Raw genomic sequence first — 17655 nt, forward strand, 5'->3', positions numbered from 1 at the left:
ATAACTTCAAAAGCTTACCTATCACTATAATAAGGAATGTGCCTTTTTCAATTTTTAAGGGCAGATTGTTAAAAAAATGATTTGAATCTATTAAAAAAACAGTTTAATTTTATTCATTGCTTAACCGTTTCATAAGGAAGTGTGTTTTTAATATTGATGTTGGTCTAATAATGAATGATTACATCCTTTTCAAGAGAATTTTAGACATTTTTAAAGACTAGGTAATAATAGAGGAAATTTTTAACAAAGGATTATGATTCAAAAAATAGAATAATAATATGTAGAGTTAAATATAGGAAATGGGGAAGTTCAGATTGTCTATAACAAAATTCGAATCCGTATTTACACGTAAAACTAAGCATAATACAAAAAAACGAATTGAAGCTATTGAAAGCTACTTTTTAGAATAGCATGATTTAGAGGTTGATTTTGAAGGCAACCAGGATAATTGCTTAGCTTTTGTTATGCAATTTATTTAAGATGATGATGTTTCTGAGGAAGAAGTATTTAATGAAATACTTGCGATTTTAGAAGATAGGTATTCTATAGGGGAACCATTTTTTATTGCGAATTTAGAATTTAAAGAGGGATTAACTTTCGAAGAATTAGAACAAATTATTACTGAGAAGTTTAATCAAACTACCCTCTCACAAGATTCTTTTGAATTTACCGATATACACTGTAGGAAAGTGTATATCTATCACTTGTAGATATACAGAGTACTATTTAAATCCTTTAACTGATCAAATAGAGGGAGAAAGATCACTTCTTAGTGGTAATTTGAATGTGAAATTTGATTTCGATTGTAAATTACTAATTACAACTAAATCAAGTTACAACAAGGCTGTAAATTTACGAGCACATTTTTTGGACATAAACTTAACCTTCTTTTCTTGACAAAGCTATCAACATTCTGAACATGTAACTTATTTCCTCTTGTATATCTTAAACAAGGTATAGAGTTTAAATATGAACTTACTCAAATACATATTATTTCTGACGTCGTTTATCTAAAAGCTCTGCAGCTTTCCTAGCTTTCTCCCTAGAAGTATTAATATACAGGAGGGACGTATCGGACGATGTATGCCCTAATTGTGACATAATCAAGGGAATATCTCCTCCCGTCTGTTCTGCTAAATTCGTAGCATAAGTATGCCTCAATTTATGTGGTGACATTCTTTTATCAAATGACTTCGTGTACTTATAAACAATGTTTTCAACGGCACGATTAGTAAGGGGGAGAGATTCTCCTTTATAGAGTTTGATAAAAACAAATTCATTTTCATCGCCTTTCCCTGCATAACGTGCATGCCGAATCGATAAATACTCTTTAAGATCATGAAGGGATGAGGGGGTAACGCTAACCGTATCTTTTTTGTTTCCCTTTCTAATTACACTGATTTCCTTTGAACTGAAATCAATATCTTTGATCCTTAAATTAGATAACTCATTCACACGGATTCCACTTCCAAGAAAGAGAGAGAGGATCGCGTAATCTCGTTCTTTATCCCGCTTGAAGTAGTTTTTCTGAGTGTCAGAAAGAGAATGCTCATATTCGTCTTTCACGTACGCAAGGAAATCAATATCCTGATCATTAATAAAGATTTTTTCGGTTATATGTTTGGCCCGTTCATTAAACGTTTCTGATACCTTTTTCACCTGAATTTTTTGCATGACATTCCTATGGAAATAGGGTTTTCTATTATCTAATTCAGCTTCTGTCGTCAAGTATTTAAATAGGGAACGAAGGGAGGATTTATGGCGATTAACGGTTTTTGGATTAATCTTTTTCGTTTCATCGTTCTTTGAGACTTTATACTTTTTCCTGGCTATAAATTTAAAATAATTACTCGCTTCCTCCAAAGATAGGTTTTCAAGATATTCAGGTTTAATATCTCTAATCGATTTGCATGGGACAATCCCTTCAGCCATGAGCCAATTAAAAAACTCTTGATAATCCCGTACATAATTGAAAAGGGTGAGGGGAGACCGAACATCCTGTTTAGCATCTACATATTTAACCACATAGTCAGGCATCTCTTTTAACAATTCATCTAGTTTTCTTTCGTAATAATCATGCTGCTTAGATATAGACAAACGAAGCACCTCACAAATATAAATAGATACCACTTAGTTTAGTTCATGAATTTGAAGCCATCCCTGGTTATGGAGTAAAAACTATAGTCAATCAAAAAAGAAAGCCTAGTAGTCGGAAACTCATGAAGCAAAATATAGAAAGAAAATATTGAAATGTCAAACAAATAACAGTCGATAAGTAATTTACAATTTGGGTCTTTTTGTTGTATGTTCTTTATTATAGGAATGAAAAGCAATTAATCGTGTTTGTTGCCTTCTCTATATCTGTTAGCATATTAAGTTTTCAGGAGTAAGAGGTAGGTTTTAATTATATATAAAAGGATGGGAAAGCGGTATGGGAAAAGGATTAGCAGGGAAGCGAATTGCAATTGGCGGTTCGCGAAAAATAGAAGAAATTAGTACATTAATCGAAAAACAAGGGGGTATTCCTGTTGTACGTCCCCTTCAAGGAACTGTTTTTTTAGCAGAAAAGGAGGTAGAACCTGACTTACAGAATTTTGTCATGGAAGGGGCAGACTGGGTTATTTTCACAACGGGCATTGGAACAGAAACTCTATTAAATTTGGCCGAAACATTGGGTATCAAAGATCAGTTCTTAAATAGAATCCAACAAGCCAGTGTAGCTTCAAGAGGGTATAAAACACTTGCAACGTTAAAGAAAATTGGGATTAAACCGGTTGCGACTGATGAGGATGGGACTACTCGTGGATTAATCCGTTCTCTTGAAAGCTTTGATTTTTCGGGGAAAAGAGTAATGGTTCAGCTTCATGGGGAAACCGCTCCAACGTTAATAAAGTTTCTTGAAGATAGAGGAGCATCCGTGTTAACGATTCTTCCTTACCAGCATATTGCTCCTGATTCAGAGACAGTTGCAAAATTATGTGAAGAACTGCTAAACAATGAATTGGACGCGGTATGTTTTACGACCGCTATCCAAGTTCGGTCTCTTTTTAACTTTGCGAGGGAGAACGGCTGTTTAACAGAGGTTTTACAATCTTTTCAAGGGAGAGCGCTTGCCGCTGCTGTTGGGAAAGTTACCGCGGAAGCTTTAGTAGAAGAGGGAGTGGAACGCTTGCTTGCTCCCGAACTTGAGAGAATGGGAGCTATGATTATTGAGTTGTCTCGTTACTATGAGAAACTTTAAAGAATATATGAGTAGCGATAGCTAAATAAAAAAGTGATAGTCTTTAGAGTGCGAAAATTACCATTATCATCGCACTCTTTTGTTTGTTTACATAGTTAATTATAAATGATAATAACTACCTCACTTAAAACAACTATTTAGTACATGAAAATATTCTATAGCTCAAAACACCGTCATACTTTGCCATTATATTAAAATGTTCATACATTACCGAGTAAAGTTCAGGTTCAATATATTCTGAGCATTGGAATTCTGGATTTGGATTGTATTGGAGCATAGATAGTTCTTGCATACGAATATTTATATTTTTAAAACCGGCCTTTTCAAATAAAGTAATCCAATTCTTTTCCGTAAGGACGGAGCCTAATCCATAAAATTGTTTAATTTCTTCCTCTATAGTTAGGGAAAGCGGTTTATTGATGGTAAGCTCATTTGCAATAAAACGCCCGCCATTTTTTAATAATCGAAATATTTCTTTAAGAGCTTTTGGCTGATTTACAAAAGAAAGGACAGATTCGGAAATAATAAAATCAAATTCCCCATCCTTTAGCGGAAAATCCTCTATGGAACCTTGAATAATTTCCACTGGTAATTGGTATTTCCTCATTCTACTTTTTGCTTTTTCCACCATTATAGAGTTAATATCCATCCCTGTTACTTTTGCTTCGTATTGCTCAGCTAGATAGGCAGATGTTTGACCAGTACCACACCCTACATCTAAAATGCGAGAATTTTTATTAATTTCTTCAGTTTTAAGTATGTCCTTAGTTAGACCAATACCACCAGGATGTGCTCCCCCCACACCAAATTTGGACAAAAAATCTAAATAGATCGACCTGCCAATTAGAATCACCTTCTTCAATTCTTATTTTATAAAATATGAAAATGCAAATAAGATGTTCATTCTAGAATGGCAGATGTTACTTTCAATGGGAAATAGGCTCTTGAATCCGTAACAATCACCCAAATGAATCATAATTTGTTAAAGAGAGCACACGTAGTATTTGATAATTTCATATACACAAATTACCTTCTTTCAACTCTCAGGTATTTAACCTGATTATTAAATATAAAGGAGAGCAAAACATGCACAATTTTCAAAATGAACTACAAACGTTAGGGATGGATAATTATCAAGTTGGCCAGGTAACTCCTATAGATTATCAATATCAAAATCCAGTCGAGTTTGTCGATATGCGTCGTTGTGGGGGCTGTGGTTTTCGCTGTGGCGGTTGCGGCTTTCGTTGTGGGGGCTTTCGCTGCGGCGGCTGTTTCGGCATTGGCTTTGGCTTTGGTTGTTTTGGCTGTTTTGGTTTCTTTATTTAGTAATTGGGTAGCTGTTAGCTGTTCTTCAGAAAAAATTAAGTTAATTTATGAAAAGAAAGTGTCCCTGCATTGTCGTAGGGGCACTTCTTTTTAGGTTAATCATAATGGACAAATACAAGTACATAAAATGATAGGGAATAATGAGGAACGATTAGAATGAAGGAGGAACTGAATGACGAAACTGAACTCACACTCACGTCTCAAGGTGAAAAATGACACATTTTATCTACCTAATCCACAAGGTGGTGTGTATTTTAGAAATAACGTAAGCTCATTCCGTATGGAAGGCGATACAATCTATCAATGGATTGAAAAACTGATGCCGATGTTCAATGGGGAACACACATTAGAAGAGTTGACAGAGGGACTAACACCCCCGTATCGAAACAGGGTATATGAGATTGGGGAAGTTTTGTACACAAATGGCTTTATTCGAGATGTAAGCCAAGATTGTTCTCATCAATTAAAAGAAAATGTTCTCGAAAAGTATGCTTCACAAATTGAATTTATTGAGAACTTTGTTGATTCTGGTGCGTACCGTTTTCAAGAATACCGTCAAACTAAAGCCCTAGCTGTCGGATCAGGCTCTTTTATAGTTTCGTTGATTTCTGCCCTAATTGAATCTGGACTGCCAAAGTTCGATATCATGGTGACGGATTCAGTACCTACAAATCGATTACGGATTAATGAAATGGTGAAGAAGGCCAAAAGGGATGACTCCGAGGTGGAGGTAAACGAGATACCATTTGAAAAAGGGCAAGGAGAGAATTTTTGGCAAGCAGCTGTGCAGCCATATGATTGGATATTATATGTTTCTGAAAATGAAAATATAAAAGAACTTAGGAATTTAAATCAGATCTGTAAAGAGGAGAAGAAGGTATTTCTACCTGCCTTATGTTTAGACCGAGTAGGGCTCGCTGGTCCTTTGGTGCATCCAGAATCAGAGGAGTGCTGGGAATCTGCATGGCGTCGTCTTCATCAATCTGCATTGCAAGAAAATCGGCAGCTGCAGACATACTCTTCCACAGCGGAATCGATTCTGGCAAACATCGTTGCATTCGAATTTTTTAAGAAGACTACAGGAACTGCAGGTTCAAATCAAAGTAATCAAATTTACCTGCTTGATCTTGAAACATTGAACGGGGACTGGATGTCATTCATTCTACATCCATTGGTTAAGAATATAGATGTATCGTCTAGACTGGTTGAAGACCTTGATGTAATGCTCAAGCAAGAACGGAGTGAAAAGAAACCGCCGAATAACCTCTTGGAATATTTCAGTTTATTAACTTCAGAAGAAACAGGGATTTTCCATGCTTGGGAGGAACGAAACTTAAAACAGCTTCCTCTTTCGCAATGCTATATTCAAGCAGTAAATCCAGTGTCAGAGGGACCGGCAGACCTACTGCCAGAGGTTGTTTGTCCAGGTCTTACACATGAGGAGGCAAAAAAGGAAGCCGGACTGACTGGTATTGAAATGTATGTGTCACAAATGATTAAGGGATTCAGGAATCAGAAAGATCAAGAAGAAATAAATATATTGGAAGGATTTATCGGCATTGGTGCAGGAGAAACAGTTGAAGAAGCTGTTTGTCGCGGCTTGCAAGCCTATTTAGAGGAGGAAGTGAAAAATCGAAAAATTAATCGGCCGAACACGATGTTTCGCGTACAACTGGAAAAAATAGAAGATCCCCACTGCAGGTTTTATTTAAATTCCCTTACTACCTTAAATGGTACACCAACAATTGGTTTGGAAAATAAAATGTTAGGCTTTCCTGTAATATGGGTACAGTCGCAGGGCCGTCGGTACACGAGTATAGGTTTAAATACAACGTTAGCTTTACGGAGTGCCTTGCAGCAAGCGCTTTTGGATATTCAAAATAAGGAGAAATCAACAGATAAGGAAGCGGAATCAACTGTTTTTCTGAACGGAAAGGAAGGGAAACTCGAAATCCCTTCTTGTGAAGAACTAACAAAAGAGGAACTATTACAATCCTCTATTCGGATCCTGAACGGAAACAATAAAAGGCTCTTCGTGTATGATCTTTCGTTCGAACCTTTTTTAAAACAGGAACTGGCAGGGGTGTTTGGTGTGCAGATACGAGGGGAGGAACCCTAATGGCTGCTCGTATTCTAATTGACGGACATGGTTTGTTAGCGGATTTTGTCTATGATCAATTGTCCAGCAACTATCCTGTAACGCGACAAAGCTTATTAGATGAGGTTCCTGAAGAAACAGAATTAGCTCTGGTGCTGCAGGATGCCTGGCATCCATCAGTTCATCAAAAAGCGGAAGAGAGATTCAGGGGCATAGGTATCCCGTGGCTTCGAGGGTTTGTTTCATTTGGGGAGGGAATAATCGGTCCATTCGTACAGCCCGATAAACCAGGATGTTCTCGCTGTGCTGACATACGGCGCATGATAGCTGGATCTGATTCCCAGGAAATGTGGGAGCTTCACATGAGAATGGCATCAGGAGAAGGTGTATTGCGAGATGCCTGGGCATCGCGAGCGGGGCTATTGCAAATGGCAGCTTTGATATGTACAGAAGTGCAGAAGGTTCTTCAAGGAAAACCCAGCAGCTTAGAAGAAAGAGTGCTCATTACCAACCTTAGAACATTAACGACCTCTAGTCATCTTTTCTCGCCCGATCCATTGTGCCCGTTATGCAGTTCAATACCTGATGACACACCCGCACTAGCTCAAATTAGGTTAGAATCCAGTCCGAAAATAAATGAGGGCAGTTATCGCTGTCGTTCGATGGATGAATTAAAAACAGTACTTGTCAAAGATTATCTCGATTATCGTACTGGGATCATGAATAGGAAAATGCAGGATTTGGTGCTGCCATTTGCTGATGTTTTAGTGAACATGCCGCTGGTTGAAGCGGATGAGGGAGTAGCAGGAAGATCTAATTCTTATGAAATGAGTGAGTTAACTGCCATTTTGGAAGGATTGGAGCGCTATTGCGGAATCGAACCTCGGGGTAAAAGAAGGGTAGTTCGTGATAGTTATCATAATTTAGAAAATCAAGCACTAAACCCCATAACAGTTGGTTTACATGAAAAAGAGCAATATAAAAAGCCAAATTTTCCGTTTAAACCTTTCAATCCTGATGATCCAATGAATTGGGTCTGGGGGTATTCATTCTTACAAGAACGTCCTATTCTGGTTCCAGAGTTACTCGCCTATTACAGTTTGGGCTATGGAGGAGAGGGCTTTATTTATGAAACCTCCAATGGGTGTGCATTAGGAGGAAGTTTAGAAGAAGCTATTTTTCATGCCATTATGGAGGTAGTCGAGCGGGACTCATTCTTATTAACTTGGTATGCTAGGCTCTCTCTTCCTCGTCTTGATCTTAGTTCTGCTAACGATAAAGAATTACAGCTGATGGTCGACCGTATACGTGAGGTGGCGGGATATGACCTTCATTTCTACAATTCTACGATGGAACATGGGATTCCAAGCGTCTGGGCAGTGGCCAAAAACAGAAAATCCAAGGGTACAAACCTCATTTGTGCAGCTGGAGCTAACCCTGATCCGGTGCGGGCTGTAAAAAGTGCGATTTATGAGCTGGCAGGAATGATGTTTAGGCATGATGAAAAATTGGAGGAAAACCGCCAGAAATACGAAAGGATGCTACAAGATCCGTTTGCAGTACGTACCATGGAGGACCACGGCATGCTGTACGGTTTGAAAGAAGCAGAGAAACAACTAGACTTTTTATTGGGTGATCATCGCCCATTACGTACGTTTGCTGAGGAATTCAAGCAGCCGCCGGCACATACTGATTTAAAGGATGATCTTCAGGATATTCTTAATAAGTTCCGTCAGTTAAACCTTCAAGTTATTGTGGTTGACCAAACAACACCTATCATCAAACGAAACGGATTATTCTGTGTAAAGGTCTTGATTCCTGGAATGTTACCAATGACATTTGGACATCATCTTACTCGAGTACAAGGGCTAGATAGGGTACTTAAGGTACCGGTGCAATTAGGATTTAGGAAGACACCATTATCGTTTGAACAGCTTAATCCATATCCACATCCGTTCCCATAATTAAAGAGTAGGAGGACAAAAAAATTGGAGCTAGAAACATTTCTACACCATCTGCACTTTGACACAGAGAAAATCGTTCCGCCAGATTGGCAGGTCGATTGGGAAGACGCACCACTTCCTTATAAACTGTACCGTGGTTTACCAGAGATTCCTCTTACCGCTGATATACCTTTAGTACTCAATAGAAGAGAAGCTAATCTAAAACCCAGCCTGACAGAGCTTGGTCATTTTTTATGGTATGTATACGGTCTCACCCAATACTCTCAATTCGCAAAGGAAAAAGATGAGGGCTTCACTCAGTCATTAAGGAGATTTGTTCCCTCTGGAGGGGCGTTATATCCCAATGAATTATATGTATATATAAAACTTGAGGATACCCCAACAGGAATTTATCATTACGATGTTGCACATCACCGTCTCATTTTGGTGCGGGAAGGAAATTACGATTCCTACTTATCCAGAAGTCTTGGAAATAGTTATTCTATTACTGACTGTTTTTGCACCGTTTTTGTCTCGACAATTTTTTGGAAAAATTTCTATAAGTACAATAATTTCTCCTACAGGTTACAAGGGTTAGATGCAGGTGTGTTGATGGGGCAATCATTAGAAGTGGCTAATCAGATGGGTTTCTCTTCAAAGGTCTGTTACCAATTTCTTGATCGATCTATTAATCATTTGCTTGGATTATCTGAACAGGATGAAAGTGTATATGCGGTGATTCCATTATCTATTAATCCATCTATCCATGGTATTGACAATGATCAAAATAGAGAAGAAATTGTTTCTGCTGCAGAATTGTGTCGGGAAGTGCCATTGATAAAGCATGTTTCCTATAACCGTTCAAAGAGGATTGTTGATTATCCGATGCTGAGAAAACTTAACGAAGCATCCATGTTTGAAACAACGCAGTCATTTGTAAAGATAAAGAAAAATAATAGGGTGAAATTCCCCTTAGGTACGGAGATGATTTTGCTGCCAGTTATAGAAAACTTCTCATACGATTTCGCAACGATTTGCAGCAAGCGGTATTCTCCTGATAGCGATTTTATAATGGGAAAAGTGAGCCAAACAAAACTAGCCACATTGTTAAAAGAGACATGTTCCTTCTTATATCAGAATGACCTTGATGACACACATGGGAATGTTGAAGCTCGTGTTTCTTTGTATGGCAGTTTTTATAATGTAGAGGGAGTTCCAAGTGGTGCCTATTCCTATGATAATAGTGCTCATGCACTTCGGAGAATAACGAAGGGAGATTACCGGCAGTTTTTACAATTAGGATTAGTAATGCCCAATGTGAATCTGTACCAAGTTCCGCTCTGTATGCATGTCATTGGAGATAAGAATCACCTCATAAACAGATTAGGAATGAGAGGATATCGCATTCAACAGATGGAAGCGGGGATTCTCGTACAACGATTGCTCTTGATGTCGTGTGCTTTAGGAATGGGAGGGCACCCGCTGCTAGGATTCGATGCGAACCAATGTGATAAACTTTACGAAATTGATTCGAAAGGAAAAACCAGCTTGATTCAAATCCCAGTGGGTCCATACCGTCCACGCGCCTGGTTAAAAGGAAGTTTGCTTAGTTAGGAGAAGAGAGTACATTCTATTTTGTTCTCAACTGTCGTTGAATCTTGACAGGGTGGGGGTCGGGGGTTCAAGTCCCTCACAGGTCATCATTTAAACAAGGCTCAAATCCTTTTGTACCAAGGGTTTGGGCTTTTTCCTTATTTTCTGGCATATCCATTTTACTCCTGGATTTTTATACATTGCACAAAGACTGCACAGAAATTACGCGACACAGTTGATATGTCTTACAGTCGCAAGGACTCTATTGTTTATTGTTGCGTGTTTTTTTGTCCATTATGTCCAGAAGCGGTGCTGAAACGGATGTTGCGGTGGAGTCCTACTATACAACGTTAGAACGTTGTCGCAAGGCAAGCTAATTGGTCGGTATTTTGGGCATGTGTAGTATTAATAAACAACGAAAAAAGTAGCTTGGGAGAAGCTACTTTTTTCGTTGTTTAAAGTATGGTGGTTGCCAAAAGCCTTCAAACTGTGGGTCTGTTTCAATCAGTTGCTGGAAATCCTCTGTTTGGTATGCGTCTGTTAAGTCTTTAACAAATGTTTTATCTTTGTCTTCGGTACGAACAGCGATTAAGTTTTGGTACTCAAATGGTGGGTTTTCAAGCAGTAAGCTGTCAGAAAGCTTACGGTCCGATGCTAAAATATAGTTACCGTTTACGACAGCATAATCAACGTCGCTAATTAAGCGTGCCAGCTGTGCTTGCTCTACTTCTACAAACTCAATTTCTACCTTGTATGACTCAATGTCATGTAAGCTCACTGTTAGCGGATCATAGTCAGATTTTAATGTTAAAAATCCACCTTCCTCTAAAATGCGTAGTGCACGAGCAATGTTTGGTGGGTCATTTGGAATTAACACTTTGTATTTTGTACTAGTATCTAGCTTAATTTCTGTAAGTTTATCAGAATAAATCCCCATCGGCGCTGTCGGTACTTTAATTGTTTCGACTAAATCTAATTTATTCTCTTTAATAAAACTTTCAAAATACGCTGTATGCTGAAAAATGTTAGCGTCTAGTGAGCCTTCTGCAAGGGCGAAATTGATTTCATTACCGCTCGTAAATTCGACGAACTCAATCGTGTAGCCTTTTTCTTTTAAGATAGGCTCGATTCCTTTACGTACTTGATCACTGTAAGGACCAGGCGAGAAACCGATTCGAATATGTTTCGTATCATCGGTACTAGCTGATTTACTGACATCAGATGATCCGCAAGCTGCTAACAATACGACGGTCAAAATAGATACGACAAATAATGCAAATTTTTTCATACAAAATTCCTCCTCAAATATGTTGTTGGACATAAGTCGACCTCATGTTCATCCATTACGTCTGCGTGTAGTCTCTCATTTTGCTAGAAACAAAAAAAGAGACACATATATTTGTTGAACAAATATATACGCCTCCGGTGATCCGGTCGGAAAAGTCTAGTAGACTAATTGGAATTAAGGATGATTTTACCAAGCAGTTTTTCATTTGGCAATACTATTTTTGAAATAAATAATAACAAAAATCGTAGAGAGATAGTTTTTTCATCTAATGGAGCACAGTAAAATTATTTTTGTTCAAAAAACATATAAAACTCACTTGACTAATCTGAATTATTTGTTTATTGTGTTTACATAACTTAACAAAAGCCACTGGACCACCAGAGCTCCTTTCATATCACATCGATATGCTTGGAGCTTTTTTTGTTTAAAAGGAGGATGTCGCATGGTGCAAATTAAAGGAGCTAGAAATATTTGGCTCGATGGAAATAAAGTAGAAAAGCCAGCAGAGCACGCTGCGTTTCGCGGGACGTTTGAAACAATCAAGCAGCTCATCAAGCTAATTGATGATGGGAAGGTTGGCTTTTATGATGAATCAGTACAACAAAATGTGCATAAAGCATTTTTAATTCCACAAACCTATGAGCAACTATTAGAAAAGAGAGAGGCGTATGAGACATGGGCCAGCAAGTCCTACGGAATGATGAGTCGCTTATCGGATTATGCGTATACGCTTATTACCGGCTACTACATCGACCGCGAGCAGCTAAGTGTATATGATGCAACATTCGCTGAAAAAATAACGAATTATTTTGAGTTAGTAAAGCGTGAACGTCGTTTAGTGACAACAGCGATTGCCGATCCGCAAATGGACCGTTCGAAGCCGATTACAGAGCGTGCAGATCATGCGTTACTTCGAGTTGTAGAACAGAGAGAGGACGGGGTTGTTGTTAGTGGAGCGAAAATGATTGCAACCGGTGCACCGTACGTCGACGACATTATTATTAATACGCCGTATAGTAAAGAAGACGGTCAGGAGCAATATGCGAATTTATTTATCGTCGCAACGGATTCGCCAGGGCTTGAAATTATTTGTCGTAAGAGCCATGCGGAGACGGATCGTGAACTATATCCGCTGGCGAGCCAGTTTGATGAGATGGATGCGGTTATCATTTTTGATAACGTCTTTATTCCGAATGAACGTATTTTTATTCGTGGTCATGCACAAGGGGCAACAGCAGCGCATCGTCATCAGCAGTTAAATATGTTAGCGCATTACCAAACGGTTGTGCGCCTGGCGACAAAGCTGAAGTTTGTTGCTGGACTTGCGACGGCCATTGCGAAAAGTATTGCGGTGGATACGTTTTTACATGTGCAGCAAAAGCTTGGTGAGCTGTATATGCAGGTCGATACAATTAACGGTTTGCTACAAGCGGCGGAAACGGAAGGTAGTGTAGAAGGTAGTGCGTATAAGCCGAGTGCGGTGCTGTTACAAGTAGCACGTCACTTAGGGACGCAGTATTATGCTCGGGCGATGAGCATTTTAAAGGAAATCGGCGCGGGTGGTTATACGCAGCTGCCATCAACAGTCATTCATCGTTTTGAGGATGAGCGAATAGAGGCGTTGTTGCATCGTTATTACGAGGGCGCGGCGACTTCTGCTCAGGATAAGACTGCACTATTTAGGGTTGGCTGGGAGCTAGTCGGCAGTGAAATCGGCAGCAGGCATGATTTATATGAGCGTTTTTATACAGGAGACCCGCTGCGCATCCAAGCTTTATTTTTTGAAAATTATGATAAAGGATGGCTGGATGAACGGTTGGAGACGTTTTTAAATAGCTTGACGACGACAGTAAGACAGGATGTGTTTGTATGACGAATTTGAAGGAACGAATGCAGGATGGACGTAGTGTTTGGTACGGTGGCAAGCTCGTGACAAATATTGCGGAGCATCATGCGTTTCGCGGGACAGTGCAGACGATTGAGCAGCTATTAGGGTTGCAGACAGGTGCGTTGGAGCAGGAGCTAACATGCGAGGGTGTGCATCTTTCGTTTTTAGTGCCTACAGCGCGTGAGGATTTACAGCGTAAGGAGAAGGCGTACAAAATTTGGGCGGATGCGACTTTTGGGATTATGAGTCGCTTGTCGGAGTATTCGCGTGAAATCGAGACGGGCTGGTATGCAAATCGTAAGTATTTAGCAACGATTATTCCACATTTTGATACGAAGATTGAGCGTATTTATCAAAATTCACGTGATCGCGATTTGCTATCGACCGCAGCGGCGCAAGATTTACAGCGTAATCGTAGTCGCGCAACGGTCGAGGCGGACAATGGTCAGCTACGCGTTGTCAAAAAGACGGAAGAAGGGGTTATTGTACGCGGAGCTAAAACCATTGCGACGGCTGCTCCTTATGTAGATGAATATATTATTTCGTCGTTCCATAAGCGGAGCGATACACAGCGTGCGTTAGCGAATACGTTTATTATTCCGGCTAATTTACAGGGCTTGCAAATTGTTTGTCGTGAATCGTTTGCGAGTAGTGATGCGGTTAATGCACCACTGAGTGCACGTTATGATGAAATGGACGCGGTGCTAATTTTTGAGGATGTACTCATTCCTTGGGAGTATGTGCTTGTGCTAGAGGATCCGGATGCAGCGTGGAAGTTGCAGGTAGACCCAGTGGCAGCTGCACTAAGCCAGCATCAAACGGTAGTCCGTTTAAAAAGTAAGCTGCAAAGCGTGGCGGGGATTGCGTACGGGCTTGCGAAAAGTGCAGATGTAACAGGCTTTTTAAACGTTCAAAATGATTTAGCAAATTTAATCATGCAGGTGGAGACGATTGAGGCGTTGCTGCGTACGGCACAGCATACAGGAGAGTTGCATAACGGGATTTTTATTCCGAATCGTCAATATTTAGGCACAGCGCGTAATTTAGGGACGCGTTATTATGCAACAGGTGTAGAGGCGATTCAGCAAATCGGGGCGTCGGGGCTGCTACAGACACCCGCGACGACAGAGGAGCTTGCGAGTCATCCAGAATGGCGCGAATATTTTTCCGCATCTGATGAGTTCGATAGTACGAAGCGTACGATGCTTAGCAAGCTGGCGTGGGATTTTATCGGTAGTCCGCTTGGTTCGCGTCATGCGTTGTATGAGCGCTTTTATTCAGGAGATCCGGTTCGCACGTATGCGAATTATTATAATAATCATCCACAGCAGCAGGCATTCACACAGTTTGCGACATCGATTTTATAGGAGGAAAATAATATGACAAAAGCACATTTTTATTGGTTTGCGCCGACAAATGGTGATGGCGAATTTTTAGGGCTGGCGAAGCCTCAGCGTGAGCCTTCGTTAGATTATTTAATTGAGGTGGCACAAGCAACAGAAGAAGCAGGCTTTGAAGGGATTTTAGTACCGACGGGCATTCCGTATTTAGATTCATGGATTGTCGGATCTGCTATCGTGCAAAATACGAAGCGGATTAAACCGCTAGTAGCGTTCCGTCCGGGCTTTATCGCACCGACTGTGGCGGCAAAGCTTTCTGCGACGCTCGATCAGTTTGCGAAAGGTCGCTTGCTTGTAAACGTTGTGACAGGTGGCTCGCAAAAGGAGCTTGGTCAGGACGGTGATTTTACGGGGCACGAGGAGCGTTATGAGCGTACAGGCGAGTTTTTAGATGTTATTAAGAAGTCTTGGACGGGCGAGACGTTTAGTCATAAAGGTCAGTTTTTCGAAACGAAGGATGCGCAGTTAGTACCTGGGCTGTATCAACAAGGACGTATTCCGGTATATTTCGGTGGTTCATCGGATAGCGCAAAGGAAATTGCGGCGCAGTATGCGGATGTGTTCTTGCAGTGGGGTGAGCCGGTTGCTCAGGTGAAGGAGCAGCTAGAGGACGTGAAGGCGCGTACTGCAAAATACAAGCGCACGTTAGAGTTTGGGGTTCGTTTACACGTTGTTGTACGTGATACGGAGCAGGAAGCTTGGAAGGCAGCGTACCATATTATTAGTCAAATTGATGAGGACGTTCGAGAGAAGATGAACAATGTATTTGAAGAGACGGATTCAGTGGCGCAAAAACGTATGACGGAAATTGCGCAGCAAGGCGAGCGTTTTGATAAATATAGCTGGACGGGTATCGGGAAAATTCGTAAAGGTGCAGGCACAGCGCTTGTCGGCACACCGGAGCAAATTGAAGAGGCGTTGCAGGACTATATTGATGCGGGTGTGACGCACTTTGTGCTATCGGGCTTCCCGCATGTAGAGGAAGCGTTACGTTTCGGAAAAGACGTGCTTCCAAGATTTGAAAAAATAACTGTATAAGTGGTGAGACGATGAAATTTTTAACATGGGGTGCTAATATCGGCGGCGGCTTTTTACGCGCCAACATTGAACAAGAATTGCGCGGTGATATTGCGTATAACATAGAGCTGGCACAGCTGGCAGATAAAATAGGCGTGCACGGTATCCTATTTCCGATTCGTTACGTAGGGCGTATCGGTGGCAATAATGGGACGGATGGGCAGCTGGATCCGTTAACAGTTGTCAGTGCAGTAGCAACGCAAACGTCACGTGTGAGTTTATTGGCGGCGGTATTGCCAAGCTTTATTCATCCGGTAACGTTAGCGAAAATTGGCTCGACGTTAGATGTCATTTCGAGCGGTCGCTTCCATATTAATTTAGTGAGTGGCTGGTTCAAGGCGGAGCAGGAGAAGTTTGGTATTGATTGGATTGATCACCGTGATCGTTATCGTCGTTCGGATGAATATTTACAAGTTGTGAAAGGCTTGTGGACGCAAGATGATTTCACATTTAACGGTGATTTTTACAACATCCAAGGCGGGACGTTAAATCCAAAGCCTGTGCAAAAGCCGTATCCAGCCATTTATCAAGGCGGAAACTCTGCACAGTCACAGCAAGTCGCAGCAAAAAATTCAGATGTGTAGCGCCATGAGATTGGGATGATTTTTCAGCATTTTAACTTGCTATTAAATAAAACCGTATATGGCAATATCGAATTTGCGTTGAAGGCTGCGGGTGTGCCAAAGTCTGAGCGGGCAGAGCGCATTCATCATATTTTAAAGGTAGTAGAGCTGAGTGATAAGGTGCATCATTATCCGGCGCAGCTAAGTGGTGGGCAAAAGCAGCGTGTGGCGATTGCACGTGCGCTTGTGTTAAACCCGAAAGTGCTGTTATGTGATGAGCCAACGTCAGCACTTGATCCGCAAACGACGGAAAATATTTTGGAGTTTTTAAAATCGATTAATGAAAAGCTTGGTGTAACGCTTGTTATCGTGACGCATGAGATGGAGGTTGTCAACACGTTGTGCCACCGTGTTGCTGTCATGGAAAAAGGTGCGATTCAAGAAGAGCTGACGCTGGCACAATCACCGACAGCGACGACGAGCATAGGCAAATTACTCATTGAGTATCGTGAGAAGGAAAACAGGCATAAGCAGTATGATATTCGCTTAGGAGGCGTTATCCATGTTTGATAATATTATTATGCTTTTACCGGAAATTAAAGAAAGTATCGCTCAAACGTTTATGATGGTTGCGATTTCGCTATCGGCAGCTGTACTGTTTGGGACGTCACTAGGCGTGTACGTGTTCTTAACGGAAAAGGGCTCTATTCGGCCGAATGCGGTTGCTAATCGCTTCTTAAATTATACGATCAACTTAGTTCGTTCGTTTCCATTTATTATTTTACTCGTTGTGTTAATTCCGTTTACGCGTTTAGTTGCTGGAACAACGGTTGGACCACTAGCAGCATCGGTACCGCTATCTATCGCAGCGATTCCGTATTTTGCGCGTTTAGTAGAACAGGCGTTAAAGGAAGTGCCACATGGAACAATCGAGGCAGCAATTGCACTTGGTGCGCCGAAGCGTTACATCATTAAAGAGGTACTATTAAACGAAGCACGTTCAGGTATTATTTTAGCTTTAACCGTGACGACAATTAGCTTTATTTCATATTCCGCGATGGCTGGAATGGTTGGCGGCGGCGGTATTGGCGATTTAGCAATTCGCTACGGCTACTACCGTTTCCAAACAGATGTCATGATTTTCATGGTGCTGTTGTTAGTTATCATCGTACAGGTGGTGCAGTTTATCGGTAATTTATTAGCGAAGAAGCTAGATCGCCGTCATATTTAGGGGGAGA

At 40.7% G+C, this 17655-nt stretch carries 14 protein-coding genes; 11 read left to right on the plus strand and 3 right to left on the minus strand.

The window, feature by feature from the left end; all coding sequences use genetic code 11:
* Window positions 1–990: 990 nt before the first annotated feature.
* A complete protein-coding gene (gene xerS / locus D1953_RS08145; RefSeq protein WP_342769232.1) occupies window positions 991–2106 on the minus strand; it encodes a tyrosine recombinase XerS in 1116 nt (371 codons plus the stop codon).
* Window positions 2107–2431: 325 nt separating this feature from the next.
* Between xerS and D1953_RS08150 the strand changes: the two genes are divergently transcribed.
* Entirely contained in the window at window positions 2432–3241 is an 810-nt protein-coding gene (locus tag D1953_RS08150) for a uroporphyrinogen-III synthase (protein WP_119116687.1), read from the plus strand.
* Between the two features lie 133 nt (window positions 3242–3374).
* Here D1953_RS08150 and D1953_RS08155 read toward each other — a convergent pair whose 3' ends face one another.
* Window positions 3375–4094 carry a class I SAM-dependent methyltransferase gene (locus D1953_RS08155; protein WP_245979995.1) on the minus strand — a complete coding sequence of 240 codons (720 nt, stop codon included), beginning with the start codon at window positions 4092–4094 and terminating at the stop codon, window positions 3375–3377.
* Between the two features lie 233 nt (window positions 4095–4327).
* On the opposite strand from D1953_RS08155, the gene D1953_RS08160 reads away from it, so the two are divergent.
* The 4 genes from D1953_RS08160 to D1953_RS08175 all read left to right on the plus strand — a co-directional run bounded on the left by D1953_RS08160 (window position 4328) and on the right by D1953_RS08175 (window position 10222).
* Window positions 4328–4567 carry a heterocycloanthracin/sonorensin family bacteriocin gene (locus D1953_RS08160; protein WP_119116688.1) on the plus strand — a complete coding sequence of 80 codons (240 nt, stop codon included), beginning with the start codon at window positions 4328–4330 and terminating at the stop codon, window positions 4565–4567.
* Between the two features lie 172 nt (window positions 4568–4739).
* Window positions 4740–6686, plus strand: coding sequence for a putative thiazole-containing bacteriocin maturation protein (locus D1953_RS08165; RefSeq protein ID WP_119116689.1), 1947 nt, complete (start codon window positions 4740–4742; stop codon window positions 6684–6686).
* A complete protein-coding gene (locus D1953_RS08170) occupies window positions 6686–8629 on the plus strand; it encodes a TOMM precursor leader peptide-binding protein (RefSeq protein ID WP_119116690.1) in 1944 nt (647 codons plus the stop codon). The genes D1953_RS08165 and D1953_RS08170 overlap by 1 nt, the downstream gene beginning before the upstream one ends.
* 24 nt (window positions 8630–8653) lie before the next feature.
* Complete coding sequence (locus tag D1953_RS08175; RefSeq protein WP_119116691.1) at window positions 8654–10222, plus strand: SagB family peptide dehydrogenase; 1569 nt, start codon at window positions 8654–8656, stop codon at window positions 10220–10222.
* A gap of 418 nt (window positions 10223–10640) precedes the next feature.
* On the opposite strand, the gene D1953_RS08180 is transcribed toward D1953_RS08175, so the two are convergent.
* Window positions 10641–11489 (minus strand): MetQ/NlpA family ABC transporter substrate-binding protein, encoded by an 849-nt coding sequence (locus tag D1953_RS08180; protein WP_119116692.1) that lies wholly within the window; start codon window positions 11487–11489, stop codon window positions 10641–10643.
* Window positions 11490–11931: 442 nt separating this feature from the next.
* On the opposite strand from D1953_RS08180, the gene D1953_RS08185 reads away from it, so the two are divergent.
* The 6 genes from D1953_RS08185 to D1953_RS08210 are packed head-to-tail and all read left to right on the plus strand — an operon-like array spanning window position 11932 to window position 17648.
* Complete coding sequence (locus D1953_RS08185) at window positions 11932–13362, plus strand: 4-hydroxyphenylacetate 3-hydroxylase N-terminal domain-containing protein (protein ID WP_119116693.1); 1431 nt, start codon at window positions 11932–11934, stop codon at window positions 13360–13362.
* A complete protein-coding gene (locus tag D1953_RS08190; RefSeq protein ID WP_119116694.1) occupies window positions 13359–14744 on the plus strand; it encodes a 4-hydroxyphenylacetate 3-hydroxylase N-terminal domain-containing protein in 1386 nt (461 codons plus the stop codon). The genes D1953_RS08185 and D1953_RS08190 overlap by 4 nt, the downstream gene beginning before the upstream one ends.
* A 12-nt stretch (window positions 14745–14756) precedes the next feature.
* Complete coding sequence (locus D1953_RS08195; protein ID WP_119116695.1) at window positions 14757–15815, plus strand: LLM class flavin-dependent oxidoreductase; 1059 nt, start codon at window positions 14757–14759, stop codon at window positions 15813–15815.
* 11 nt (window positions 15816–15826) lie between these two features.
* Complete coding sequence (locus D1953_RS08200; protein ID WP_119116696.1) at window positions 15827–16438, plus strand: LLM class flavin-dependent oxidoreductase; 612 nt, start codon at window positions 15827–15829, stop codon at window positions 16436–16438.
* Window positions 16439–16447: 9 nt separating this feature from the next.
* Entirely contained in the window at window positions 16448–16987 is a 540-nt protein-coding gene (locus D1953_RS08205) for an ATP-binding cassette domain-containing protein (RefSeq protein ID WP_425454262.1), read from the plus strand.
* Window positions 16980–17648 carry a methionine ABC transporter permease gene (locus D1953_RS08210; RefSeq protein WP_119116698.1) on the plus strand — a complete coding sequence of 223 codons (669 nt, stop codon included), beginning with the start codon at window positions 16980–16982 and terminating at the stop codon, window positions 17646–17648. The genes D1953_RS08205 and D1953_RS08210 overlap by 8 nt, the downstream gene beginning before the upstream one ends.
* Window positions 17649–17655: the final 7 nt, after the last annotated feature.

Origin of the sequence: Peribacillus asahii (assembly GCF_003570725.1) — a bacterium.
Classification (GTDB): Bacteria; Bacillota; Bacilli; order Bacillales; family DSM-1321; genus Peribacillus; species Peribacillus asahii.

Bases quoted from the DNA above. Each gene is read 5' to 3' on its own strand.
- D1953_RS08150 (WP_119116687.1), top strand. From the start codon at position 2,432: ATGGGAAAAGGATTAGCAGGGAAGCGAATTGCAATTGGCGGTTCGCGA.
- D1953_RS08160 (WP_119116688.1), top strand. From the start codon at position 4,328: ATGCACAATTTTCAAAATGAACTACAAACGTTAGGGATGGATAATTAT.
- D1953_RS08165 (WP_119116689.1), top strand. From the start codon at position 4,740: ATGACGAAACTGAACTCACACTCACGTCTCAAGGTGAAAAATGACACA.
- D1953_RS08170 (WP_119116690.1), top strand. From the start codon at position 6,686: ATGGCTGCTCGTATTCTAATTGACGGACATGGTTTGTTAGCGGATTTT.
- D1953_RS08180 (WP_119116692.1), bottom strand. From the start codon at position 11,489: ATGAAAAAATTTGCATTATTTGTCGTATCTATTTTGACCGTCGTATTG.
- D1953_RS08185 (WP_119116693.1), top strand. From the start codon at position 11,932: ATGGTGCAAATTAAAGGAGCTAGAAATATTTGGCTCGATGGAAATAAA.
- D1953_RS08190 (WP_119116694.1), top strand. From the start codon at position 13,359: ATGACGAATTTGAAGGAACGAATGCAGGATGGACGTAGTGTTTGGTAC.
- D1953_RS08195 (WP_119116695.1), top strand. From the start codon at position 14,757: ATGACAAAAGCACATTTTTATTGGTTTGCGCCGACAAATGGTGATGGC.
- D1953_RS08200 (WP_119116696.1), top strand. From the start codon at position 15,827: ATGAAATTTTTAACATGGGGTGCTAATATCGGCGGCGGCTTTTTACGC.
- D1953_RS08210 (WP_119116698.1), top strand. From the start codon at position 16,980: ATGTTTGATAATATTATTATGCTTTTACCGGAAATTAAAGAAAGTATC.